The organism is Cupriavidus sp. 86D6, assembly GCF_057815095.1.
In genome coordinates this window covers 388237-411673 of the sequence record NZ_JBYPSB010000003.1, presented here as the reverse complement: position 1 = coordinate 411673, position 23437 = coordinate 388237, and the positions used below count along the sequence as shown (strand labels likewise).

24 protein-coding genes are annotated in these 23437 nt (G+C 65.5%); 12 read left to right on the top strand and 12 right to left on the bottom strand.

Translation table 11 applies throughout. The features are described from left to right. The first annotated feature begins 32 nt into the window (after positions 1-32). The gene (locus AC3G88_RS10805; RefSeq protein WP_488772514.1) at positions 33-1349 is read left to right on the top strand and encodes an MFS transporter; all 1317 of its coding nucleotides are present in this window, start codon (positions 33-35) and stop codon (positions 1347-1349) included. 27 nt (positions 1350-1376) lie between these two features. On the opposite strand, the gene AC3G88_RS10800 is transcribed toward AC3G88_RS10805, so the two are convergent. After that, positions 1377-2270, bottom strand: coding sequence for a LysR substrate-binding domain-containing protein (locus tag AC3G88_RS10800; protein ID WP_488772515.1), 894 nt, complete (start codon positions 2268-2270; stop codon positions 1377-1379). Positions 2271-2443: 173 nt separating this feature from the next. Here AC3G88_RS10800 and ycaC point away from each other — a divergent pair, with 173 nt between their 5' ends. After that, on the top strand, positions 2444-3067 hold the full coding sequence (gene ycaC / locus AC3G88_RS10795) for an isochorismate family cysteine hydrolase YcaC (protein ID WP_066741837.1): 624 nt from the start codon (positions 2444-2446) through the stop codon (positions 3065-3067). Between the two features lie 55 nt (positions 3068-3122). Here the strand turns inward: ycaC and AC3G88_RS10790 are convergent, their stop codons facing one another. Then, positions 3123-3893 carry an AraC family transcriptional regulator gene (locus AC3G88_RS10790; protein WP_488772825.1) on the bottom strand — a complete coding sequence of 257 codons (771 nt, stop codon included), beginning with the start codon at positions 3891-3893 and terminating at the stop codon, positions 3123-3125. A 137-nt stretch (positions 3894-4030) separates the two neighbouring features. On the opposite strand from AC3G88_RS10790, the gene AC3G88_RS10785 reads away from it, so the two are divergent. The 3 genes from AC3G88_RS10785 to AC3G88_RS10775 all read left to right on the top strand — a co-directional run bounded on the left by AC3G88_RS10785 (position 4031) and on the right by AC3G88_RS10775 (position 7573). Further along, positions 4031-4846 carry a sulfite exporter TauE/SafE family protein gene (locus tag AC3G88_RS10785; RefSeq protein ID WP_488772516.1) on the top strand — a complete coding sequence of 272 codons (816 nt, stop codon included), beginning with the start codon at positions 4031-4033 and terminating at the stop codon, positions 4844-4846. 154 nt (positions 4847-5000) lie between these two features. Continuing rightward, the gene (locus AC3G88_RS10780) at positions 5001-6785 is read left to right on the top strand and encodes an IlvD/Edd family dehydratase (protein ID WP_488772517.1); all 1785 of its coding nucleotides are present in this window, start codon (positions 5001-5003) and stop codon (positions 6783-6785) included. 104 nt (positions 6786-6889) lie between these two features. Continuing rightward, on the top strand, positions 6890-7573 hold the full coding sequence (locus AC3G88_RS10775) for a GntR family transcriptional regulator (protein WP_488772518.1): 684 nt from the start codon (positions 6890-6892) through the stop codon (positions 7571-7573). A 9-nt stretch (positions 7574-7582) separates the two neighbouring features. Here the strand turns inward: AC3G88_RS10775 and AC3G88_RS10770 are convergent, their stop codons facing one another. Together AC3G88_RS10770 and AC3G88_RS10765 are read right to left on the bottom strand one after the other, a co-directional pair. Further along, positions 7583-8557 carry a tripartite tricarboxylate transporter substrate binding protein gene (locus AC3G88_RS10770; protein ID WP_488772519.1) on the bottom strand — a complete coding sequence of 325 codons (975 nt, stop codon included), beginning with the start codon at positions 8555-8557 and terminating at the stop codon, positions 7583-7585. 16 nt (positions 8558-8573) lie between these two features. Beyond that, on the bottom strand, positions 8574-9761 hold the full coding sequence (locus tag AC3G88_RS10765; RefSeq protein ID WP_488772520.1) for a pyridoxal-phosphate dependent enzyme: 1188 nt from the start codon (positions 9759-9761) through the stop codon (positions 8574-8576). A gap of 101 nt (positions 9762-9862) precedes the next feature. Here AC3G88_RS10765 and AC3G88_RS10760 point away from each other — a divergent pair, with 101 nt between their 5' ends. Next, complete coding sequence (locus tag AC3G88_RS10760; protein ID WP_488772521.1) at positions 9863-10795, top strand: LysR family transcriptional regulator; 933 nt, start codon at positions 9863-9865, stop codon at positions 10793-10795. Positions 10796-10805: 10 nt separating this feature from the next. Here AC3G88_RS10760 and AC3G88_RS10755 read toward each other — a convergent pair whose 3' ends face one another. Beyond that, on the bottom strand, positions 10806-11822 hold the full coding sequence (locus AC3G88_RS10755) for a 1-aminocyclopropane-1-carboxylate deaminase (protein ID WP_488772522.1): 1017 nt from the start codon (positions 11820-11822) through the stop codon (positions 10806-10808). 170 nt (positions 11823-11992) lie between these two features. Here AC3G88_RS10755 and AC3G88_RS10750 point away from each other — a divergent pair, with 170 nt between their 5' ends. The 3 genes from AC3G88_RS10750 (at position 11993) to AC3G88_RS10740 (ending at position 13935) form a co-directional block, all read left to right on the top strand. After that, positions 11993-12505: an Lrp/AsnC family transcriptional regulator gene (locus tag AC3G88_RS10750; protein ID WP_488772826.1), complete on the top strand. Its 513-nt coding sequence runs from the start codon at positions 11993-11995 to the stop codon at positions 12503-12505. 62 nt (positions 12506-12567) lie between these two features. After that, entirely contained in the window at positions 12568-13257 is a 690-nt protein-coding gene (locus AC3G88_RS10745; RefSeq protein WP_029051113.1) for a GntR family transcriptional regulator, read from the top strand. A 300-nt stretch (positions 13258-13557) separates the two neighbouring features. Continuing rightward, positions 13558-13935 (top strand): DUF427 domain-containing protein, encoded by a 378-nt coding sequence (locus AC3G88_RS10740; RefSeq protein ID WP_488772523.1) that lies wholly within the window; start codon positions 13558-13560, stop codon positions 13933-13935. A gap of 211 nt (positions 13936-14146) precedes the next feature. Here AC3G88_RS10740 and AC3G88_RS10735 read toward each other — a convergent pair whose 3' ends face one another. The 4 genes from AC3G88_RS10735 to AC3G88_RS10720 form a co-directional block, all read right to left on the bottom strand. After that, a complete protein-coding gene (locus AC3G88_RS10735; RefSeq protein ID WP_488772524.1) occupies positions 14147-14332 on the bottom strand; it encodes a hypothetical protein in 186 nt (61 codons plus the stop codon). A gap of 107 nt (positions 14333-14439) precedes the next feature. After that, entirely contained in the window at positions 14440-14823 is a 384-nt protein-coding gene (locus AC3G88_RS10730) for a hypothetical protein (RefSeq protein WP_487522932.1), read from the bottom strand. A gap of 132 nt (positions 14824-14955) precedes the next feature. Continuing rightward, the gene (locus AC3G88_RS10725; RefSeq protein WP_488772525.1) at positions 14956-15363 is read right to left on the bottom strand and encodes an Hsp20/alpha crystallin family protein; all 408 of its coding nucleotides are present in this window, start codon (positions 15361-15363) and stop codon (positions 14956-14958) included. Positions 15364-15379: 16 nt separating this feature from the next. After that, positions 15380-15820: an Hsp20/alpha crystallin family protein gene (locus tag AC3G88_RS10720; RefSeq protein ID WP_487522930.1), complete on the bottom strand. Its 441-nt coding sequence runs from the start codon at positions 15818-15820 to the stop codon at positions 15380-15382. 298 nt (positions 15821-16118) lie between these two features. Here AC3G88_RS10720 and AC3G88_RS10715 point away from each other — a divergent pair, with 298 nt between their 5' ends. Both AC3G88_RS10715 and AC3G88_RS10710 read left to right on the top strand, forming a co-directional pair. Further along, positions 16119-16463, top strand: a complete 345-nt coding sequence (locus AC3G88_RS10715) for a hypothetical protein (protein WP_488772526.1) — start codon at positions 16119-16121, stop codon at positions 16461-16463. Positions 16464-16576: 113 nt separating this feature from the next. Continuing rightward, complete coding sequence (locus AC3G88_RS10710) at positions 16577-18241, top strand: ABC-F family ATP-binding cassette domain-containing protein (protein ID WP_488772827.1); 1665 nt, start codon at positions 16577-16579, stop codon at positions 18239-18241. Positions 18242-18413: 172 nt separating this feature from the next. Here AC3G88_RS10710 and AC3G88_RS10705 read toward each other — a convergent pair whose 3' ends face one another. The 3 genes from AC3G88_RS10705 to AC3G88_RS10695 form a co-directional block, all read right to left on the bottom strand. Beyond that, complete coding sequence (locus AC3G88_RS10705) at positions 18414-18599, bottom strand: hypothetical protein (RefSeq protein WP_488772527.1); 186 nt, start codon at positions 18597-18599, stop codon at positions 18414-18416. Between the two features lie 201 nt (positions 18600-18800). After that, positions 18801-20093, bottom strand: coding sequence for a carbohydrate porin (locus AC3G88_RS10700; protein ID WP_488772528.1), 1293 nt, complete (start codon positions 20091-20093; stop codon positions 18801-18803). Between the two features lie 69 nt (positions 20094-20162). Further along, a complete protein-coding gene (locus tag AC3G88_RS10695; protein ID WP_488772828.1) occupies positions 20163-22586 on the bottom strand; it encodes a glucose/quinate/shikimate family membrane-bound PQQ-dependent dehydrogenase in 2424 nt (807 codons plus the stop codon). Positions 22587-22788: 202 nt separating this feature from the next. On the opposite strand from AC3G88_RS10695, the gene AC3G88_RS10690 reads away from it, so the two are divergent. After that, entirely contained in the window at positions 22789-23013 is a 225-nt protein-coding gene (locus AC3G88_RS10690) for a hypothetical protein (protein WP_488772529.1), read from the top strand. The last annotated feature ends 424 nt before the right edge of the window (positions 23014-23437 follow it).

The following is a 23437-nucleotide window of genomic DNA, read 5'->3' as shown; positions in this document are numbered from 1 at the left end:
CCCATTCCCTTGTCGCACGGACCCTTGCCAGCATGTCGACCTTGCAGATCAGCTTTGAAGACGCCATCCGAACCGCCGGTGTCGGTAAATTCCAGTACCGGCTCTTCGTGATATTCGGGCTGGTGTGGATGGCCGATGCGATGCAGGTGCTGTCCATCGGCTTCAGCGCCCCGTCCATCGCCAGCACGTTCGGCGTGCCGGTGCCGCAGGCGCTGCAGACCGGCACCACGTTCTTCATCGGCATGCTGATCGGGGCGTTCTGCTTTGGCCGCATTGCCGACCGCGTCGGCCGGCGCCCGGCGCTGATGCTGGCCGTGGTCATCGACGCGGCCTGCGGCGTGGCTTCCGCGTTTGCCCCAAGCCTGGGCTGGCTGATGGTGCTGCGCCTGCTGACCGGCATCGGCGTCGGCGGCACGCTGCCGGTGGACTACACGATGCTGGCCGAATTCCTGCCCCGCGACCGTCGCGGCCGCTGGCTGGTGCTGCTGGAATCGTTCTGGGCGCTGGGCACGATCTGCCTGGCCCTGCTGGCACTGGCCGCCGCGACGCATGGCGACGACGCCTGGCGCATCATCTTTTTCGCGACGGGCATCCCCGCGCTGGTGGGCCTGATCCCGCGCATGTATGTGCCGGAATCGCCGCTGTTCCTGAACCGTAATGGCAAGTCCGAGCAGGCCCGCCAGGTGCTGGAACGCGTGGCCCAGACCAACGGCCGCAAGGTGACCATCCCCACGCTGCAATCCGAACGCACCGAGCGGCAGTCCGTGTTCACGCTGTTCACGGCCGCCTTCCGGCGCCGCACCGTGGCGCTGTTCGCCGCCTGGCTGCTGATCTCGGTGGCCTACTACGCGGTGTTCGTCTACCTGCCGATTCGTCTGAGCGGTGCCGGCTTTGCCTTCATGCGCGGCCAGGCCTTCCTGGTGATCCTGGCGCTTGTGCAGTTGCCGGGCTACGCACTGGCGGCCTATGGCGTGGAGCGATGGGGCCGCAAGCCGACGCTGATCGGCTTCCTGCTGCTCAGCGCCGTCGGTTGCATGCTGTATAGCCTGGGCACGGCGCCCGTGGTGGTGGTCGGGTCCACACTGCTGATGAGCTTTGCACTGCTGGGCACCTGGGGCGCGCTGTACGCGTTCACGCCCGAGGTCTACCCCACCAACCTGCGCGCCACGGGCATGGGCACGGCGGGCGCCGTGGCACGCTTCGGCGGCCTGTTCGCCCCGGCGGTCATCGCGCCGGTCATGTCCACACATTTCACGCTGGCCCTGGCGATGATCTCGGCCATGCTCGCCACGGCTGCGCTGGCGGTCGGCGCCGTCAACGTCGAATCGCGCAATCGCGCGCTCGACTAGGCGGGCGGTGGCCATCCGCCGTGGCCGCTATTCCTTGTAGATGTGGGTGGCGAAGTAGTCAATCAGCAGCCGCACGTTCGGCATCAATCCCCGGCGCGACGGAAATACCGCGTGGATGATGCCGCCTCTCGGCGCCCAGCCGGGCAGCACGTCGATCAGCGTGCCGTTGCGCAGGTCATCCTCCACCACCATGCAAGGCAACTGCACGATGCCGACGCCGGTCTGCGCTGCCTTGCGCAGCGCGCTCATGTCGTCGGTGACGTAACGGGGCTGGTGCCGGACTTCGGCCGATTGTCCTTCGGGGCCGATCAGCTGCCAGACGTGGCTGCGCGGCGGGCCCCAATCGAGGCTGGGCATGCCTGCCAGCTCGGCGGGATTGCGTAGCGGTGCGCGGCCTTCCATCAGGGCGGGGCACGCCACCAGACGCTGGTGGCTCTCGGACAGCACGCGCATGACCAGGTCGCTGTTTTCCAACGGCGGAAAGCGCACGCGCAGCGCCAGGTCCAGGCGTTCGCCGATCACGTCCACGCGGCGGTTGGTGGCCTCCAGATGCACCTGCACCTTCGGATAGGCCAGCATGAACTGCGCCACCAGCCCCGCCACGCGGTATTCCAGCAACGTCGTCGGGCAGGTCATGCGCACGATGCCCTGCGGCTCGGAACGCTCGCGCTCCATGACCTCGCGCGCCGCTTCGGCCTCGACCAGCACGCCGATACAGCGTTCGTAGAATTCGCGCCCGGTTTCGGTAACCGAGAAGTGCCGCGTCGATCGCTGCAGCAGCCTGACGCCATATCGGGCCTCCAGCGCCGCGATGCGCCGGCTGAGCTTCGACTTGGGCGCCCCCAGCGCCAGGCCGGCCTGGGTGAACCCGCCATGGTCGACCACCTTGACGAAGTAGTAGAGGTCGTTGAGGTCGTCCATGACTGTTCCTCCCATAGAACACAGACGGCATCTTACGGCACTACTGCGCCGGTTTCCGCGAACCTATGATGGCTCCACGTTCCGGTGCCGTCATCGCGATGACGCCGGAGCGGCCGACGCTTCCAACAACGCGTCCGCGAGACGCGTGACCCCATCCGTGCAAGGAGATAGCCATGACAACGTCCTACAAGCGCCTGGACAAGAATGATGCAGCCGTACTGCTGGTGGACCACCAGGCCGGGCTGCTTTCGCTGGTGCGCGACATCGACCCGGACAAGTTCAAGAATAATGTCCTGGCACTGGCCGACCTGGCCAAGTACTTCAAGCTGCCGACCATCCTGACCACCAGCTTCGAGACCGGCCCCAACGGCCCGCTGGTGCCCGAGCTGAAGGCCCAGTTTCCGGAAGCGCCATATATTCCGCGTCCGGGCCAGATCAACGCCTGGGACAACGAAGACTTCGTGAAGGCGGTCAAGGCCACCGGCAAGAAGCAATTGATCATCGCCGGCGTGGTCACCGAGGTCTGCGTTGCCTTTCCGGCGCTGTCGGCCCTGGCCGAAGGCTTCGACGTATTCGTCGTAGGCGATGCATCGGGCACGTTCGATCCGATCACGCGCGACGCGGCGTGGCATCGCATGGCCCATGCGGGCGCCCAGATGATGACGTGGTTCGGCGTGGCGTGCGAGCTGCACCGCGACTGGCGCAACGACATCGAAGGGCTCGGCACGCTGTTCGCCAACCACATCCCCGACTATCGCAACCTGATGACCAGCTTCAAGGTCATGTCGGCGAAGTAAGCGGGCCGCAACATCCCGCACAAGACGCCCCGCCGCACCGTTCGCCGGTGCGGCGTTAGCGCGCTGCGTGGAGGAACGACGATGGCGGCGCGCCCAGCGCCTTGCGGAACATCGTCGAGAATGCGCTGGGGCTGTCATATCCGAGATCGAGTGCCACCTCGGTGACGGGCGTGCCGGCGGACAGCCGGGACAGCGCGGCCATCAGGCATGCCTGCTGGCGCCACGCGCCAAATGGCATGCCCGTTTGCCGCTGGAAAAAGCGCGCGAACGTGCGCGCGCTGCGGTGGAGCTGGCGGGCCCAGTCATCGGCCGACGCCCGGATGTCGGGCCGGGCCAGGAGTCCGGTGCAGAGCCGCGCCAGATCCGGGTCGCGCGGGATCGGCGCGAACAGCGGCAAGGTGGGCGCCTGCGCCAGTTCGAACAGGATCAACTGCATCAGCGCGCCATCGCGGCTGTCGGCCGCGTAGCGGGCCGGCACATCGGCCGAGGCCAGCAGCAGCGCATGCAGCAGCGGGCTGACCACCAGCACCTCGCAAGCGGGGCCGCGGCGCGGCGCGGCGTCGGGCAGGACGTAGACGCTGCGCGTGCTGACGCCGTTCATGCGGACCCGATGCGGCTTCCGCGCGGGAATCCACACCCCCGTGTAGGGCGGCACGACCCACGCGCCCTCCTCCGTCCCGACCTCCATCAGGCCCGTCATGCCGTACAGGAATTGCGCGCGGCGGTGGCTGTGCGTGTCCAGCAGCGTGCCAAAGGCGTAGTCCGTGCCGATGGCCAGCGCGGCACACGGGCTGGCATCGACGCTATCGAGCGAAATATTGCGCATCGGAAACATGGCCGCGACGTCTCGGTGTCGCGCGGTTGGCAGAATTTCGACGATTATTGACCGACCTTCGCAAGTCAGCCAAGCAGCCGCGCCCTATCGTATCGCTTCATTCCTGCAACGATATTCAATCTTCGACGATGTCCATGTACGCGATGCTGTGGGTCTGTGGCGTTCTGGCCGGTGTCACAACCGTGCTGTTCGGCTTTGGCGGCGGCTTTGTGGTGGTGCCGCTGCTGTACACGCTGCTCACGATGACGCACGACGCCGGCAGCCCCGTGGCGCAGTCGGCCATGCAGATCGCTGTGGCCACCTCGTCGTGCGTCATGATCTTCGGCGCCTCGCTGGCCACCTGGCGCCACCATCGCGCCGGCAATGTGGACTGGCCGCAGGCCCGTGCGATGGGCGGCTATATCGCGGCGGGCGCCGTCGCGGGCGCGGCCGCCGCCAGCTGGCTCAGCGGCGACTGGGTGCGCTGGGCCTTTGTCGCCTATCTGGCCCTGACCATCCTCGACAGCGCGCTGCGCCCCGGCTTCATGCATGCGCGCCCCCCGGCATCGGCGCCGATGCGCGCGGCAACCACGGCGGCGCTCGGCCTGGGCATCGGCACCATCGCCGCGTTCCTGGGCGTCGGCGGCAGTGTCATGACCGTGCCACTGATGCGCCGGCGCGGCGCCACCATGACGCAGGCCACGGCCATGGCCAATCCGCTGTCCTTGCCGATGGCACTGGCGGCCACCGCCACCTACGTGGCCCTGGCCTGGCGCCAGGGCGCGACGCTGGGCCCGGGCCACGCCGGCTATGTGGACCTGCTGGCCTTCGCCGTGCTGGCGGGCGGTTCCTGGGCAGGCATCCGGCTGGCGGCGCGCTGGATCGGACGCATCCCCGACCGCGTCCACGCCGTGACCTATCTCGCGCTGCTGACCATGGTGCTCGCTGTCATGCTGGCGGTCTAGTCGCACGCTATCCCCGGCCAGGCGCCACGTAACTCCAGCGGATCCGATTATTAATAATCTAGGTGATAATACCGACGACAGTCGGTCACGGCTCCACTATCCTTAGGCCCCACATCATCGAGGGGCGTCGCGCCCCGGCACAACGCATCCGACCATGTCCCACGACGGCCAGAACCCGAAAGGCGCCGCCCCGCGCCACGACATTGCACCGGCCGACGCCGACGCCGGCATCTCCAAGGGCCTGACGAACTACGGAGACCGGGGCTTCTCGCTGTTCCTGCGCAAGGCGTTCATCAAGGGCGCGGGCTATACCGACGACGCGCTCGACCGCCCAGTCGTCGGAATCGTCAACACGGGCAGTGCGTACAACCCCTGCCACGGCAACGCGCCGCAGCTGATCGAAGCCGTCAAGCGCGGCATCATGCTGGCCGGCGGCCTGCCGATGGACTTTCCGACGATCTCGATCCACGAGAGCTTTTCGGCGCCCACCAGCATGTACCTGCGCAACCTCATGTCGATGGACACCGAGGAAATGATCCGCGCGCAGCCGATGGATGCCGTGGTCCTGATTGGCGGCTGCGACAAGACCGTGCCCGCGCAGTTGATGGGCGCGGCGTCGGCCGGCATCCCGGCCATCCAGCTCATCACGGGTTCGATGCTGACCGGATCGCACCGCAGCGAGCGCGTGGGCGCCTGCACCGACTGCCGCCGCTACTGGGGCAAGTTCCGCGCGGAAGAGATCGACGCCGAGGAGATTTCCGACGTCAACAACCAGCTGGTGGCCAGCGTGGGCACCTGCTCCGTGATGGGCACGGCCAGCACCATGGCCTGCATTGCCGAGGCACTGGGCATGACCGTGCCCGGTGGTGCCTCGCCGCCGGCCGTGACTGCCGACCGCATCCGCGTGGCCGAGCAGACCGGCACGGAGGCCGTGCGCATTGCGCGCGAGCGCCTGACCATCGACAAGATCCTGACGCCTGCGGCCTTCGAGAACGCCATGCGCGTGCTGCTGGCGATTGGCGGTTCGACGAACGGCATTGTCCACCTGGCCGCCATCGCGGGCCGCATGGGCTATGACATCGACCTGGCCGAACTGGACCGCATGGGGCGCGACACGCCGGTGCTGCTGGACCTGAAGCCGTCCGGCGACCACTACATGGAAGACTTCCACCACGCGGGCGGCATGGCCACGCTGCTGCGTGAACTGAAGCCGCTGCTGCACCTGGACGCGCTGACCGTCACCGGCCGCACGCTGGGCGAGGAAATCGAGCGCGCCGGCCCCGGCTTCAGGCAGGACGTGGTGCGCACGCGCGGCAACCCGATCTACCCGCAGGGCGGCATCGCCGTGCTGCGCGGCAACCTGGCCCCGGGCGGCGCCATCATCAAGCAGTCGGCCGCACACCCGAAGCTGATGGAACACGAGGGACGCGCCGTGGTGTTCGAGAACGCCGCCGACCTGGCCAACCGCATCGACAGCGACGACCTGGACGTGACGGCCGACGACATCCTGGTACTAAAGAACATCGGCCCCAAGGGCGCGCCCGGCATGCCCGAGGCAGGCTATATCCCGATTCCGCGCAAGCTGGCCCGCGCTGGCGTGAAGGACATCGTGCGTATTTCGGATGGCCGCATGAGCGGCACGGCATTCGGCACCATCGTGCTGCACGTGACGCCCGAATCGGCGATTGGCGGGCCGCTGGCCTACGTGCGCAACGGCGACCGCATCAGCCTGTCGGTGGCGCGACGCGACCTGACACTGCATGTCGGCGACGACGAACTGGCGCGCCGCGCGCAGGAAACGCCGGTGGTGACACCCACCGCCGACCGAGGCTATCGCAAGCTGTTTCTCACCACGGTCAACCAGGCGGACCAGGGGGTGGACTTCGACTTCCTGCGCGCTGCCGAGACCCGCGGCAAGGTGCCGGGCAACGGCGCCTGAGCCGCGGCGGGACAGGCGCCATGGACAGGAAAATCGGTCAGAATGCCGGCTTTGTTCCAACTCGCCACCAAGCGCCGGGCCCCAGCCCCGGTGCGATACCGCTGATGCCCGGTTCCAGCACGCCTAGCCCCGCCGCTGCCTCCATCGCCCAGGACCCGCTGGAGGCGATGGTAGCCACGCTCGAGGAAGACATCGTCTTTGGCCGGCTGCATCCCCGCGAGCGCCTGGTCGAGGACGATCTGATGGCGCGCTTCGCGGTCAAGCGGCACGTGGTCAGGGATGCACTGGCCGCGCTGGACCGCCTGGGGCTGGTGGAGCGCCGCAAGAACATCGGCGCGGTGGTGCGCTCGTTCTCGGTGCAGGAAGTGACCGAACTGTACGAAGTGCGCGGCATGCTGGAGACCGAAGCCGCCCGGCGCATCGACATGCAGCGCGTGCCGCCGCACCTGGACACGCTGATCGCCATCCAGCAGCAGCACGATACCGCCGTGGCAGCTGGCGACGCGCGCACGGTGTTCCGCGTCAACGTGGCCTTCCACCGCGAACTGTTCAGCCTGTGCAGCAACCAGACGCTGCAGAAGGCCATTGCCGAATTCGCGCGGCAGACCCATCCCATCCGCTTTGCCTCGCTGGTCTCGCCCGAATACCGCGAACGCGCCCGCCTGGAACACTGGCGGATGATCGAGGCCCTCAAGGCCGGGGATATCGAAGGGCTGGTGGCGCTGTGCGCCGGTCACCTGCTGCCGTCGCGTGACGCCTACCTGCACGCGCAGCAGTACCGGAATTGATTCCCTCGTCTATTCCGGCTGGATTCCCGCCTGTTTCACCAGTTGCCCCCAGCGGTCCACCTCGCCGCGCAGCCGGTCGCCCAGTTGCGCCGGCGTGGATGCCTTGAGGTCGATGCCCTGGCTATCCAGGCGCGCCCTGGTCTGCGGATTGGTCAGCGCCGCCCGCACTGCGTCGTTCAGCCGTACCACCACCGCCGTCGGCGTGCGCGCTGGCGCCACCAACGCCCACCACTGCCCCACCTGCATGCCCGGCAGTTTCGCCTCGGTCGATGTCGGCACATTCGGCAGCGCGGCGAGCGGCGACGGCCCTGTCACCATCAGCGCCGTGATCTTGCCGCCGCCAAGCAGACTGCTGCCGCTGGCCAGCGTCGCAAAATGACCAGAAACCAGTTGGGCCGAGACATCGGTCAGCGCCGGGGCCGATCCGCGATACGGCACGGCATCGACGGGAATGGCCGCCTGTGCCTCCAGCATCTTGGCCGCCAGATGGCTGATCGTGCCGCTGCCGCTGGTGGCCAGTTGGATCGGCTTGCCGGACTGGCGGGCATCGGACAGGAATCGCTGGATATCGCCGGGCCGGTAGCGCGCACTGTCCGCGAACAGCACCAGCGGCGATTCGCCCAGCAGCGAGACCGGCGCGAAATCGCGCAGCACGTCGTAGGACATCTGGCGAAACACCGATGGCGCCACGGTATGGGCCAGCTCGATCACCCCAAGCGTGTAGCCGTCTGGCGCGGCCTTGGCCACCGCCTCGGCGCCGATGCGACCCGAGGCGCCCGCGCGGTTTTCGACCACCACCGGCTGGCCCATCGATTCGCTCATCCGTTGCGCCACGGCACGCGCCAGCGCATCGGTGCTGCCGCCGGCCGCCCAGGGCACGATCAGGCGGACCGGCTTGTCGGGATAGCCGGCGGCATGCGCCACGGGCACTTGGGCCGCCGCCAGGCCGACGGAAAAGATGGCGGTCAGGTAACGCAATGTCATGGGTTCCTCCGAGGCGCTAGTTTGTGATTTGTGCCGGGTCGCGGTCGCCGCGCGCGGTCAGCATGAGCAGAACGGTTTCCGATGGCGCGATGCGGCCATCGGCGCGCAGCATCCGGGCGGCAGCCAGCCCCGCCCCGGCGCAAAGCTCGACCCAGAATCCGGCGGCCGCCAGCTGGCCGGTGCCCGCGCGTGCGGCGTCGTCGTCCACCACCACCGCGCCGCCGCCCGATCGCGTCACCGCGTGCACCTGCTGGGCGGTAACGGTGGACCCGGCCGTGGAAAACTGCCGCGTTGCGCCGGCAAAATCGGCCTGCTGCGACGCCCCGGCCAGCACGCGGGCCAGGCGCGGAAACGGCTCCACAGCCCACAGCTTCGGCACGCGGCCCAGGTGCCCCATCCTCACGAGGTCGCGCAGCGCGCTATAGAGGCCCCACAGCAGGTCGCCGCGGGCGGTGGGTACCATCACGTGGTCGGGCAGGCAACCCTGGTGAACCCATTCGAGCGCGGCGGCCCGGTAGCCTTCCACGCCAAACACGGGACTGCCGACGGCCGGCAGGCTGTAGTTCGTCAGCGCGAAGGCCCCGTCGTCAAGGACGCGGCGCCGCACGTGTTCCCAGCGCGCATGTCCGGTCTCGCAAATCACGCGGCGCGCGCCGTAGTGGCGCAGGGCCACGTCGAACACGGCCGGCAGGTCGCGATAGGTGGCCACCTCGCACGCCAGCCCGGCGGCGGCGCAATAGGCCGCGGCGGACACCGCCGCGTTGCCGCTGGACGCCAGCACCACATCGCGCGCCCCGGACGCCAGCGCCCGGCTTACCGCCTGGGCCGACATGCGGTCCTTGTGCGAACCGGTCGGGTTGGCGCCCTCGTTCTTGATCCACATCGCCGCCACGCCGGACAGCGCGGCCAGCGACGGAACGGGCAGGCAGGGTGTGGCACCCTCGCCCAGCGTCACGCCGTCCAGATACGGCATCCAGTGTCCCCAGCGATAACCCTGGCTTTTTGGTGCAAAATCGAGCGCCGGGGTACTGTCGCCACCCGCGTAGACCGCTTCGAGGCTGCTCGGCTGGCCCTGGCCGGCGCAGGCCGGGCAGCCTTCGGGCAGGTCGGCGACCGGGTAGACCTCGGCGCAGGTCACGCATCGCAAGGCATGCAATGCGGGATTGACGGTCGGCACAACGCCGGGCGGATGGATGTGGGACATGGCGACGGACTGGAATGGCATGACGGCGAGTCTACGGGCAGACGCGCCCCCGCAACGCAAGCCATCCGGCGTTTTTGATAAGCCAAACTTATAGGATGAGGATGGGGAAGACAGCCGGGGATGCCGGGGACGCCGGGCAGAGCGTCAGCGCGCGGCAGATCGAGGTGTTCCGCATGGTCATGCGACTGGGCTCGGCGCGCCGGGCCGCCGAGGCGCTGCATATCAGCCAGCCAGCGGTGACCCAGATCGTGCTGCAGCTTGAAAAATCGGCGCGGCTCAGGCTGTTCGACCGCAGCAAGGGGCGCATGGTCCCGACCGCCGAGGCGGCCGCGCTGATGGACGAAGTCGAGCGCGTCTACGTGGGCCTGGACGCCGTGCAGCGCAAGATCGACCTGCTGCGCTCGCACGAGGACACCGTGTTGCGCGTGGGCGCCCTGCACGCGATGGCCGCCAGCGTGATGCCGCTGGCGGTGGCCAACTTCACCCACAGCTATCCGCGCAGCCATTGCCGGCTGGAGGTGGACAGCTCGCGCGGCCTGCGCGAACGGCTGCTGCAGCGCGAGCTCGACCTGGCCTTCATGGGCGATGAAGTGGACACCAGCGGACTGACCGCGTCGGAGTTCTACGCCATTCCGGCGGTCTGCATCGTGCCCGCCACGCATCCGTTTGCCGGGCGCGGCCGCATCGGGGTGGCAGACCTGGCCGATGCCCCGCTGATCGGGCTGGATGCGGCCGACCCGGCCCAGCGGCAACTGCAATCCGCCTTTGCCGAGCACGGCCACATGGCACGGTTCGTCGCCACCACGCCATACAGCCATACGCAATGCGCGCTGGTGCTGGCCGGCGTCGGGCTGGCCATTACCAACCCGCTGGTGGCGCGCACTTACACGGCGCTGGGGCTGCGCAGCGTGCCGTTTGCGGGCGCGGTGCGCTTCCGGGCCGTCCTGGCGTTTCACCCGGGCCAGGGGCAATCCACGGCGGCACAGCAGTTTGTGCGGCTGTGCCGCCAGCGCGTGGATGACCTGCTGCGCTGAGGCGCGCCGCTCAGCCGTTGCGGAACAGGAAGCTGTACGCGCTCAATGCCGGCGCGCCGCCCAGATGGGCGTAGAGCACGCGCGAACCGGCCGGGAATTCGCCCCGCCGTACCATGTCGATCATGCCGTGCATCGACTTGCCTTCGTAGACGGGGTCGGTCATCACGCCTTCATACCGCGCGCAGGTGCGGATGGCCTCGAGCGTGCCTTCCGACGGCAGGCCGTATTCCGGTCCGCCGTAGCGCGTGTCCAGCACCACATCGGCATCGGCAATATCGCGATCGAGTTCCACCAGCCCCGCCGTATGTCTGGCGATGCGCAGGATCTGCGCGCGGGTCTGCTCCGGCTTGGCCGATGCGTCGATGCCAATCACGCGGTCTGCCCGGCCATCGGCCGCAAAACCCACCACCATGCCGGCCTGCGTACTGCCCGTGACAGAGCACACCACGATGTAGTCGAACCTGAAGCCCAGTTCGGCCTCCTGCGCGCGCACTTCCTCGGCAAACCCGACAAAGCCGAGACCGCCGAGCGGATGCTCCGAACAGCCGGCGGGAATCGGATACGGCTTGCCGCCGGCCTGGCGCACGCTTTCCATCGCCTCTTCCCAGCTCTTGCGAATACCGATGTCGAAGCCGTCGGCCACCAGCCTCACGTCGGCACCCATCATGCGCGACATCTGGATATTGCCCACGCGGTCGTAGACGGCATCGGCATAGTTGACCCAGTTTTCCTGCACCAGCACGCATTTCAGCCCCAGGTGGGCAGCCACTGCGGCTACCTGGCGGGTCTGGTTGGACTGGATGCCGCCGATCGACACCAGCGTGTCACAGCCTTGCGCAAGTGCATCAGGAATGAGGTATTCGAGCTTGCGGGTCTTGTTGCCGCCGAAGGCAAGACCGCTGTTGCAGTCTTCGCGCTTGGCGTAGAGCGCGACCTTGCCGCCCAGATGCTCGGACAGGCGTTGCATGGGCTGGATCGGGGTGGGACCGAACGTCAGGGTATGGCGAGGGAAACGCTTCAGGTTCATGGCGGCTGCTCCGGAGTGGATGGCGATGGACTCCATCCTAGAAAAAAAGCCGCGAAACGTGCTTGCAAAGAACGGCGCCTGCGCACACTATTCATGGATATCCCGCCGAATATCTTTCCGTTTATTCCGGAAAATCACCCGTGAAAGACACAAAATTTCGCGCCCGATCCGTGCCACCCGCAGCCCCGGCCGCGCCGGCGGCGCAGCCCGCCACAGCGCACGTTGGCACCCTGGACCGCGCCGACAAGGCCATCCTCCGGGCGCTACAGCAGGATGCGTCGATCTCCAACGTGGCGTTGGCGGCCAAGGTGAACCTCAGCCCGCCGGCCTGCCTGCGCCGCGTGGAGCGGCTCAAGGAGATGGGCCTGATCCGGGGCATCGTGGCGTTGCTGGACCCCAAGGCGCTCGACGCGGGCATGCTGGTGATGATCGGGGTGGTACTGGATCGATCCACCCCGGAATCGTTCGCCCAGTTCGAGTCGGCCGCGCAGAAGGTGTCGGGCTGCATGGAATGCCATGTGGTTACCGGGGAATTCGACTACTTCATGCTGGTGCGCACACGGGACAGCGAAAGCTTCAACCGGCTGCACGCCGAGCAGTTGCTCTACCTGCCCGGCGTCAGGCAAATCCGGTCGTTCATGGTGCTCAAACAGGTGCTGTCGACCACGCAGTTCCCCTTTTGACAAAAGTGCCGGCGGCGATCTCGGGTAGACTCTCATGTCTTGTTTACCCACATCACGTTTTCATGCTTCCTACGGACCTGGCTGGCGCCGACGGCGACCAGAGTGCTTCGTTGCCGCGTTCCGAGCGGGCCTATCAACAACTGCGTGCCGCCATCCAGGCAGGCCAACTGCTACCGGGAACCCGTCTGCGTGAAGTCGAACTGGCCGAAACGCTCGGCCTGTCGCGCACGCCGGTGCGCGAGGCGCTGTCCCGTCTGGAATCCGAAGGGCTGGTCGTCAACGAGCCGAACCGCGGCATGATGGTGACCCGGCTCGATGCGAGCATGGTCAGCGAGCTGTATGTGATGCGCGAGGTACTGGAATCGACCGCAGCCGCCCTGGCGGCGCGCCATGCCACCGACGTGGAGATTTCGCTGCTGCGCGATATCGTCGAACGGGACCTGTCGTTTGCGGCGGACCCCGACAAGCTGGCGATGAACAACCGCCTGTTCCACGAAACCCTGCACCGCTGCGCGCACAACCGCTACCTGCTCAAGACGCTGCGGTCGCTGCACGAGTCGATGGCGCTGCTGGGCCGGTCCACGCTGGCCGTGCCGGGCCGCGCGCGCGGGTCGTACGAGGAACACATGGCGCTGGTCGAGGCGCTGGAAGCCCGCAACCCCGAGCAGGCCGAAATGATTACCCGCCGCCATATCCAGCAGGCCTACAAGGTTCGGCTGTCGCTATGGATCGAGGAACAATCGGGCAGCTGAGCGGGTCTCCTCCGAGTTCGCCGCCCGACCATCATGGCCCCGCTCAGACGGGGCCATTATTTTAAAACCCCGAAAAGTGTGTTCCGCCGTTGCGCTTTTTTGCAACGATGGGTCGCGTTATTGTGTGCCGCAAGGCTGCAGGCTTTCTCTCCCTTCCAGCCTTACGTCACCTCCGTGGCGGTTTTTTCATGATTGGCGCGGGCCCGTACGACTCTCAGGCGTACGGCAGGCCGGCGCGGGCGCGGCACCGTTGCCGCGCCTCATCTTTTTCCGCCGTAACCCTCACGGCAAGGAGTCGTCATGACTGACAAGCCTGTCAAGATCCCCGGCCCGGACCACCCCATCACCATCACGCCACAGCGCGCCCGCGTGGTCGTCACGGCCGGCGGCCGCGTGATCGCCGATACCACGCGCGCCCTGAACCTGCAGGAAGCGTCGTACCCCGCCGTGCAGTACATCCCGCGCGACGATGTCGACATGTCGCAGCTGACCCGGACCACGCACGCCAGCCATTGCCCGTACAAGGGCGACGCCGCCTACTTCAGCATCGGCGCAGCCGGAAGCCGCGGCAACAACGCGGTCTGGACGTACGAACATCCGCACGACGCCGTGGCCCAGATCGCCGGCTACGTCGCGTTCTACCCCGATCGCGTCGACAGCATCGACATCCGGCGCTGATCGGCACCTCGGCCAACAGTGTCTTCCGAGTCGGCCCATTCGGGGACGCGGCCACCCGCTTCGGCTGGATGCCAAACGGAAGGCCGCGTGGCTGCTTTTGAAGCACAAATGAAAAACCGGCCCACCGTGCACCTGGATGGGTGTACGGCGGGCCGGTTTTTCAATGCATGCGGCGCCAGATGCGCCGCCCTTCTCTATCTGCTGGCTTCGATCAGCCGTTCGCGTAGACCACCTTGGCCTTGCGCGCTTCCGCCTGCAGGCGGGTAAAGATGTTCTGGATAGCGGCAACTGCGCGCTTGGCATCGTTGGCGAAGCCCAGGCGTTGCGTGCCCAGTTCACGGTCGATCAGTTCACGTTCCAGTTGATCGGTCAGCTTGATGTCGGATTGGGTGTTCATGGCGTCCTTCCTTTCAGGGATAACCCTTTTGGGGTTTTCCCTAATTGTAGCAGAAGGATTGTCGCAATGCAGCATTAGGTAATTCTGCGTAGTGCCCAGGCGCTACTTCACTGTATGAGAGGGACGATCCCGATCCGCTCCGCAAGCATCCGTTCGTACACGCCAAAATGAAGGTCGACTTCAGCCTGACTGACGACTGTGACCTCCAGCCTGATCTGATCCGCCTTAAGGCCGAAGATGGTGGCGAGCGCCAACTCGAGGTCGGGCACCATATCCTTGTCCTTGGGGAACGTCGTGCCAATGCTGATCGAATACGCATTGGAGCGATCCGCAACGACTTCAAGCAACCGCGCCGCGGCGCTCATATTGTGTTCGATCGCAATGCGAGCCAGCTCTGCAAGACTGCGCATCTTCTCGGTGGGAAACCCACGGACGCAGCGTAGCCGTACGCGATGAGGGCCCATTGTGAGCCAGTCGGTATCGAATTCCATGACAAAAAGGGGGGGCTTGTAGTCGTTAAGCCATCGATCCAGGCTTCGTAAAGCCGGCGAAGGGGTCCTGCGAAAATGGGGGCGCCCCGGAGGCGCCCCGAACGTCGAATGCTCTCCTATGATGGCAAACGCCTATTCCAGGTTGATGGCAATGCGCCGCGGTCTCGCTTCCTCACGTCGAGGGATCGTCAGTTTCAGCACGCCGTCCTGCAACTGGGCGCCGATCTGACCGGCATCCAGATCCGGACTCAGCGAGAACGACCTCGCAAAATGCGGCTGGCGAATTTCCGCGTGTTGCACGCGAAGCGTCGGCGGCGTCGGCACGATCGCTTGTCCTTCGATATGCAGCGTACCGTCGTTGACACTGACCTGCAGGTTCTCACGGCTCACGCCTGGCAGGTCAGCCCACAGCGTCACACCGTTGACGTCTTCCACAATGTCCACCGCAGGGACCAGCGTGACCTGCCGCGCGCCCTTCTCATCCGGGCGTTGGGCCACAGTGCCATCGTTACGTTGCGCAAGTTGGGTGTTGGCGTTCATGGCAGCCTCCCTCAAGTTACTGAACGGTGATTGCACGCGGCCTGGACGCCTGGCGCTTGCCCACGCTCACGGAAAGACAACCATTGGCATAGCGTGCCTGGACCTTTTCAGGATCTGCGCCCTCGGGCAGTTCAATCACCCTTCTGAAGGCGCCGACGAAGCGTTCCTGCGCGTAATGCCGTGACTCCGGCATGTCGTCCTGCCAGAGCGGTCGCCGTTCGCCGCTGATCGTCAACAGACCACGGTCGATGGTGACTTCGATGTCGTCCTGCTTGAGGCCCGGAGCGAAAGCCACGATCTCTATCGAGTCGTCGGTTGCCCCGATGTTGATGGCAGGAAAGGCGCCGGAGCGCCCGGCGCGGATGCTGGAAGGAAACCCGCTGAGCAGGCTCGCCATCTGCCTTTGCAGGCGATCGAAGTCACTGAACAGGTCGGTTCCAAAGAATGCGTCAGTCATGGTCGTGTCCTCCTGTAGGGCGCAGCGAGGAATGAGGGGCATTACGCGCTCCCATTCACTCGCCGACACCCCGGCAAACAAACAGAAACACGCAGCGCGACATCGCGACTGCCTGAGCGGAAATAAAAATAGCAACGGGTAATGCCAATTTCAAGAGCCGCATACATCACTTATTGCATATCTTTCAGGGCACGATATCGCCTCTGGCGCGTGGCCCGTACGCGCCGGTTATTGGCGCGTGCCCGCGGCATTGCTACGATGAAATCGCAGCCCTTCCCTGCGTTCGTCTTCCGCCGCCATGGACATCGTTCTGCTACGCCGCGGTCATCGCGCACTGATCCTGCCCCGCGACAAGGACCTGATCGACTGCGCTCCGCGGGTGCGCCACTGGCTGGGCGCGCCCTATACACACACCACCACCGAACTGACGATCGATACGCCGCTTCCTGGGATTCCCACGCATGTGGTACTGGCGCAGATTCTCCAGAAAGGCTTCTGTGCGCTGGACCTGCATGGCGTAGTGGATGCGTTCGAGGTGCCCGCTTCGGCGGCCTTCACGGAGGAAATCGCCCGGGACGCCGACAACAATGCTACGGATTTGCTACGCGCGAACGACGAACTGCATAGAAATCATCGTAGTTAGGCCAATGGCCAACCGACTTCGTATGGGATTCAGGCATCCAGGCGCGGCCAGAAATGCGCCGACCCTGCACGCCCGGTCGGCTATCATGCCAGTCCTCTCCGAAGTGGCTCGCTATGATTTCCGTCCGTAATGTCACGCTGCGCCGTGGCGTCAATGTCGTCCTTGACCGCGCATCGGTCACCTTCAACCCCGGTGAAAAGATCGGCCTTGTGGGCCGCAATGGCGCCGGCAAGTCATCGTTCTTCGGCCTTCTCAACGGCACGCTGCACGAAGACAGCGGCGAGTTCTCGATTCCCGCGGCATGGAAGATGGGGCAGGTCGCGCAGGAGATGCCGGAGACCGAGCAAAGCGCCACGGACTTCGTCGTGGAGGGTGACACCGTGCTGCTGGCGGCGCAGACCGAAGTGGCCGCCGCCGAGGCCAGCGACGACGGCATGCGGATGGCGCACGCCTACATGGCCCTGCACGACGCGGGTGCGCACGATGCCCCGGCGCGTGCCCAGGCCCTGATCCTGGGCCTTGGCTTCAGTGCCGCGCAGCTTACCCAGCCGGTCAACAGTTTCTCCGGCGGCTGGCGCATGCGACTGCAACTGGCGCGCGCGCTAATGTGCCCGTCCGACCTGCTGCTGCTCGACGAACCGACGAATCACCTCGACCTCGACGCGCTGGTCTGGCTGGAAGCCTGGCTCAAACGCTATCAGGGAACCCTGGTGGTGATCAGCCACGACCGCGAGTTTCTCGACGCGGTAACCCAAGTGACGGTGCACGTCGACAACGCCCAGCTTGTGCGCTACGGCGGCAACTACAGCAAGTTTGAAGACATGCGGGCCGAACAGCTGGTATTGCAGCAGGCTGCGATGGCCAGGCAGGCGGACAAGATCGCGCACCTGCAGAAATTCATCGACCGTTTCAAGGCCAAGGCCTCGAAGGCAAAGCAGGCGCAGAGCCGTGTCAAGGCGCTCGAACGCATGGAGAAGATCGCCCCGGTGCTTGCCGACGCCGAGTTCAGCTTCGAATTCAAGGAGCCGCTAAACGTTCCGAATCCGCTGCTGTCGATGCTGGACACGAGCTTCGGCTACCCGCCGCCGACCGGCGCACTGCCGGGCACCCCGCCCACGGTGATCGTCCGAGGCATCAACCGTTCCGTGCTGGCGGGGCAGCGCATCGGCATTCTCGGTGCCAACGGCCAGGGCAAATCCACGCTGGTGAAGACGGTGGCGCATGCGCTGGCGCCGATTGCCGGTGAGATCAGCGAAGGCAAGGGCCTGAATATCGGCTACTTCGCACAGCAGGAACTTGACGTGCTGCGCCCGCTGGACACGCCGATGGAACACATGATCCGCCTGGCCAAGGACACGCCGGCTCACATGCGCGCCCCCGGCCAGAGTGGAACCGAACAGTCCCTTCGTACTTTCCTTGGCACCTTCAACTTCAGCGGCGACATGGTCCATCAGGCGGTCAGCACGATGAGCGGCGGCGAAAAGGCGCGGCTCGTGTTGTGCATGATCGTGTGGCAGCGCCCGAACCTGCTGCTGCTCGACGAGCCGACCAACCATCTCGACTTGTCTACACGCGAAGCGCTCGGTATGGCCCTCAACGAATTCGAAGGCACCGTGATGCTGGTCAGCCACGATCGCGCACTGCTGCGCGCTGTATGTGACGAGTTCTGGCTGGTCACCAAGGGCGGCGTCGAACCGTTCGACGGCGATCTGGACGATTACCAGCAGTTTTTGCGCGACGAAGCCCGTCGCATGCGTGAGCAGGCTGCCGCAGCGTAGCGGCACATCGCCGGAAGCAGGCCGCCCGCCCCTCAAAGGCGGACTTTTGTATGCGGCAAACAAAAACCGGCCCGCCGCGCACCTCGATCAGGTGTGCGGCGGGCCGGTTTTTATATTCTCGCGGCGCCTGGCGCGCCGCCCTTCACGATCGGCCGCTACCGGCCGATACCGATCAGCCGTTCGCGTAGACGACCTTGGCCTTGCGCGCTTCCGCCTGCAGGCGGGTGAAAACGTTCTGCACGGCGGCGATCACGCGCTTCACATCGTTGGCAAAGCCCAGGCTCTGGGCACCCAGTTCGCGTTCGATAAGGTCGCGTTCCAGTTGATCGGTCAGCTTGATGTCGGATTGGATGTTCATGGCGTTCTTCCTGCTAGGGATTACCCTTATGGGGTTTTCCCGCATTGTAGCAGACCGATTGTCGCAATGCAGCATTAGGTAATCGTACGTAGTGCCAGCGCGCAACATGTGCGCCAAATGCGGCAATTCCGTCGATCATGCGTCCATTTTCTGAGAAATGCTGCTTTATCCGCTTTATCTAGAAAAAGCGGCGGGATAGCCTCAGAACGTGACGCTCGACTTCAACCCAATCAGGAAAGCGTTGCCGTGATGGGACGTGCCGCCCGGATGCAGGACGTACTGCACGTTGGGACGCAACAGCACCGATGACACCGGGGACCACGCGTAATAGACCTCGGTCACATACTCATATCCGCTGCCTGCCACGGTGTTGCTGCCGGTCCGCGCATTGTTCTGCGCGACATAGCTGGCAAACCGAACGTTGTTGTGCGTGGCACCGAAGGCCAGGCCCACGGAATCCCGCAGCCGGCTCTCGAATGGCCCTGCGTACTGGATGCCAAGCGCGATCTGGTGGTCCAGCTGGGCAGTGTTGCGATCTGCCTGGGAGACGTTCAGAAACACCGTCGCGCCACGGCCGCCCTGGGTTCCCGTGACCTGTTGCTGGAAATTGATATAGACCCCAAACTGCCCGCTGCGCTGGAGCGGATCGAGGCCGGTGACGCCACGCGGGTTATGGTTGATGTCGTAGTACAGGTCGTTACCGTCGGACGTGTTGTACCAGGCCCCGAGCTTGTAAGAGCCGGGGCGTCCCGCAAAGGCCGGCAGCCAGCCCACTTCCAGCGGCAACAGCGCCCCGGTCGTGCCACTGGGATTGTTCGGTTTCCATCCGTTATGACGCGCGTAGCTGTCGTCGACATACTTGGGATTGACCTGATAGATGCCCACCTGGGCGTAAGTCTCCTGCGACGTCCGGTACTTGATGCGGCTGGCCCACTGGCTGGTCGGCCAGTTGACCCAGTAGCTGCCAACCAGATTGCCAGGCTGTGCGCCACAGAAGGTAAGGTTCTGGAAGTCACAGGAAAAGCTGGCAAAGTCCTCGCCAACGGTCAACCGTCCCAGCTTGATTTCGAGGCGGTCATCCAGCAGCTTCTGATTCACCCATAGTTGCGTCAGATGCCAGGTCTGGCCACGCCCGTAGACCTCCTGGACAAGCATGTTGTTGCCGATACCGGCGTCCGCCCCCAGATTTCGGCCATTGCGATCGGTCATCGTGAACTGAAAGGTCGCACCGCGCCACCCCGCCACCTTCTGCATATCAAGCGTCGTGCTGAACGCCCATTGATCGGCATACCGGGTCAGGTCCTCGGTGCCACCGCTCAGGTTGCGCGCCAGCTCGCTGACGTAGTTCACGCCGAACGTCACACCCTGCTCGGCCAAACGCGTGCGCTGCCCGTTCCAATCCCCGAGCAGATAGGGACTATTGCTTACGTCGTACGCCTGCACGCCGCACGGCGCCAGACCGAGTCCGGCCCAAGAAAGCAGCGCCAGGCGCATGACGAGCGGGCTGCATGGATTGCCGTTCTTCCGCATGGGTTCGATGCCCCCGTTGTCAGCCCTGCGGCGCTACTGCGGTAGCGCATAGGCAATGACGTAGTCGCCCAGCTTTGTGCCGAATGAACCGTGGCCGCCGGCAGCAATCACCACGTACTGCTTGCCGTTGACCGCGTAGGTCATCGGCGTTGCCTGACCGCCGGCGGGCAGCCGCGCTTGCCAGAGCTGCCCGCCAGTATTGACATCGAAGGCGCGCAGGTAGTTGTCCGCAGTGGCGCCGATAAACACCACGCCACCCGCCGTGACAATCGGGCCGCCCAGCATCGGCATGCCCATCTTGAAAGGCAGCGGGACTGGCGCGCTGTCACGCACCGTACCGATACGGTGCTTCCACACGATGGCATTGGTCTTCAGATCGATTGCCGCGATATAGCCCCACGCCGGCTGTTTGCACGGCAGGCCGAACGGAGACAGGAACGGATTCAGCGTCACGCCGTAAGGGACACCGTATTGCGACTGAATGCCCACCTCCGTGCCGCTGCCCCTTGCGCCTTGCACCGGCTCGACCGGATTCCCCGGGCCGCGCGGGATCAGACGCGAGACGAACGGCAGCGCGATGGGGTTGGCGATAGCAATCTGACGATCGGTGTCCACCGCGATGCCGCCCCATTCGAACATGCCAAGGTTGCCGGGGAAGACCAGCGTGCCCTGCAGCGAAGGCGGCGTAAAGGTGCCTTCGTAGCGTAGCTTGTGGAACATCACCCGGCAGACGAGCTGGTCGTACATTGTGGCGCCCCACATATCCGCGTCGGTCAGCAGCTTCTGCGGCCGAAACGTCAGCGCAGAGAAAGGTTGCGTCGGCGAGACGCGATCCCCTGGCGCGGCGCCCTGCGGCACGGGCCTTTCGGGTGCGGGCACCACCAGCGCCCCGGTGCGGCGATCCAGCACGAACAGGTTCCCCGTCTTCGCGGGCGCATACACGACAGGCACCGTCTTGCCGTCCTTGTCCGTGATGTCGGCAAGCGTGGGCTGCGAAGGCAGGTCCATGTCCCAGAGGTCGTGGTGAACCGTCTGGTAGAACCACGCAAGCTTGCCGGTGGATGCATGCAGCGCGAGCAGGCCCGATGCATAACGCTCCATGTCCGGAGAACGGTCGCCGCCCCAGATATCCGGCGTCTTGACGCCCATCGGCAGATACACGATGTCGAGCTTCGCGTCATAGGCGGCGGGGGCCCAGGAATTCGGCGAATTCCAGGTGTAGTGCGCGCCGGGCCCCGGAATCTTGTTCGGGTCCGGCGCGCCGGGGTCGAACGCCCACAGCAGTTCGCCCGTCCGCACGTCGTACCCACGGATGACGCCCGACGGCTCGCGCGTCGAGAAGTTGTCCTCCACCGCGCCCGCCACGACAATCACCTTGCTGGTGACGACCGGTGGCGAAGTGGGCTCGTACATGCCCGGTGTGGTGACCGGCATCGCATGCTGGAGATCGAGATCGCCCTGATCCGCAAAGCCGGCGCAACGTTCGCCTGTCAACGCATCGAGCGCATAGAGGTGGCCATTGTTGACGGGCAGGATGATCCGCCGGGTGCAGGCGTCGGTGGATGGCGTTGCGGCACCGGCTGGCGCGGCGGCCGTGGCGTCGCTGGCTGACGCAACTGGCCCGGACACCGGAGGGCTCGCCGAAAGATCGACATACGACACGCCCCGGCAGGTCACGTGCTGAAATGACGGATCGGGCTGCAGCTTGGGATCGAACTTCCACTTGAGCGTGCCAGTCGCGGGGTCCAGCGCAAAAAGTTGCTGGTGGGGCGAGCAGAGATAGAGCAGGTTGCCGATCTTGATCGGCGTCACTTCATTGGTGATTTCCACCGGATCTTTCGGCCCTTTCCTATCACCCGTACGGAATGTCCAGGCCACCTTCAGGTCCTTGGCATTCTGCGGCGTGATCTGTTGGAGCGGCGAATACCGCGTGCCTTCCTGCGTACGGCCATAGGCCGGCCAGTCGGTGCCGGCAATCCCCTCGCGATCGCCGGCCGGCGTCACCGCTGCCGTCCCAAAGGCCCCGCGGACCGTCTGTGGATCGTTGAAAGCCGCGTAGACCAGCACGCCGGCCCATATCAAGAGTGCGCCGGCGAGCAGACCCACGCCAAGCCTTGGCCTGCCCGGCAGGCGCCAGCCGACAAGCAGAAGCAGCCACACGCCGAACACGACCAGCACACCGGCGCGCGGCGCGAGCGCCCAGAAATCGGTTCCCGATTCCCAGACGGACCAGATCGCGGTGCCGATCAGCAACAACGCATAGAGCACCAGCGCCACCGGGCTGCGCAGGTGGAGGGCCCACGCCACCCCAAGCAGGACGACGCCGGCCACGACGTAGTAGGCCGAACCGCCGAGCGAGACCAGCCATGCGCCGCCTCCCAGCAGATATAACCCTGTGAGCGCCGTGAACAGCAAGCTGACAACGCCGACGAGGCCAAGCGATCCAGGACGTGCCATTCCCTTCTCCAAGCGGTTGGTCTGGGTAATCTAATCAATCCTTCAGGATAGTTCGGCCTTTTCCGTCTGTTCCAAAATAGCGCGTTCTCGACATGGAATAGCCTGTCGCCGACGCCGGGGCACCCCGGCATGTTCGTTGCTGCTTCGACGGCAGGCAGATACGGCCCTTGCCACTTCATTCCCCTGCCTGCCAGGAGCAACCATGGAGGAAAGTCTCTTCTATCGCGGCCACCATATCGTGGTCAAAGCCGAAGAACACGTTTTTGGCAAATGGTGCTGGACGTACACCATCGACCACAAGGCAGCCTATAGCGATCATGGCCCCTTTCACGGCAGCAAGCGAACGGCGATGGATGCGGCGATCAAAAGCGCGAAAGCGCGTGTTGACAGGACGTTCGATGGTGGCGCGTCTGCAAAAAAGGAGTAGCTGGGCCGCCCTTCACCCGCCGTGTGCCTCTGATCCGCACGCGATGACGCTGTACGAAACCCGTCGATTCCTGACGCAACGGCGCAAGCGGCCACGTACTACATTGATGTCGTCCGGCACCCGCCGGCAACTCGCTCAGGCCGCGCCGTAAGCTTGGCGCGGTTCTTTTTTTTCTGAGGGGCGCGCCTGCCTCAGCAACTTGCGTAGTTCGATTTTTCAATGCCGACGAAACTTCTGCCTTGCCGGTCGGGCGCTGGTCAGCGTCTAGCGAACCGCTGAGGGCGGACCATGGCGGAAATCGGATGGTGAATGCAGGCAGCCGCAGACGGGCCGCCGAAGTCGGGCGGGTCCTGCGCAGCAAGGTGGCGGGACAACGTCTACAGGGCCCGAACCAGGAGAGACACCGCCGCGTAGACCGCGCCCA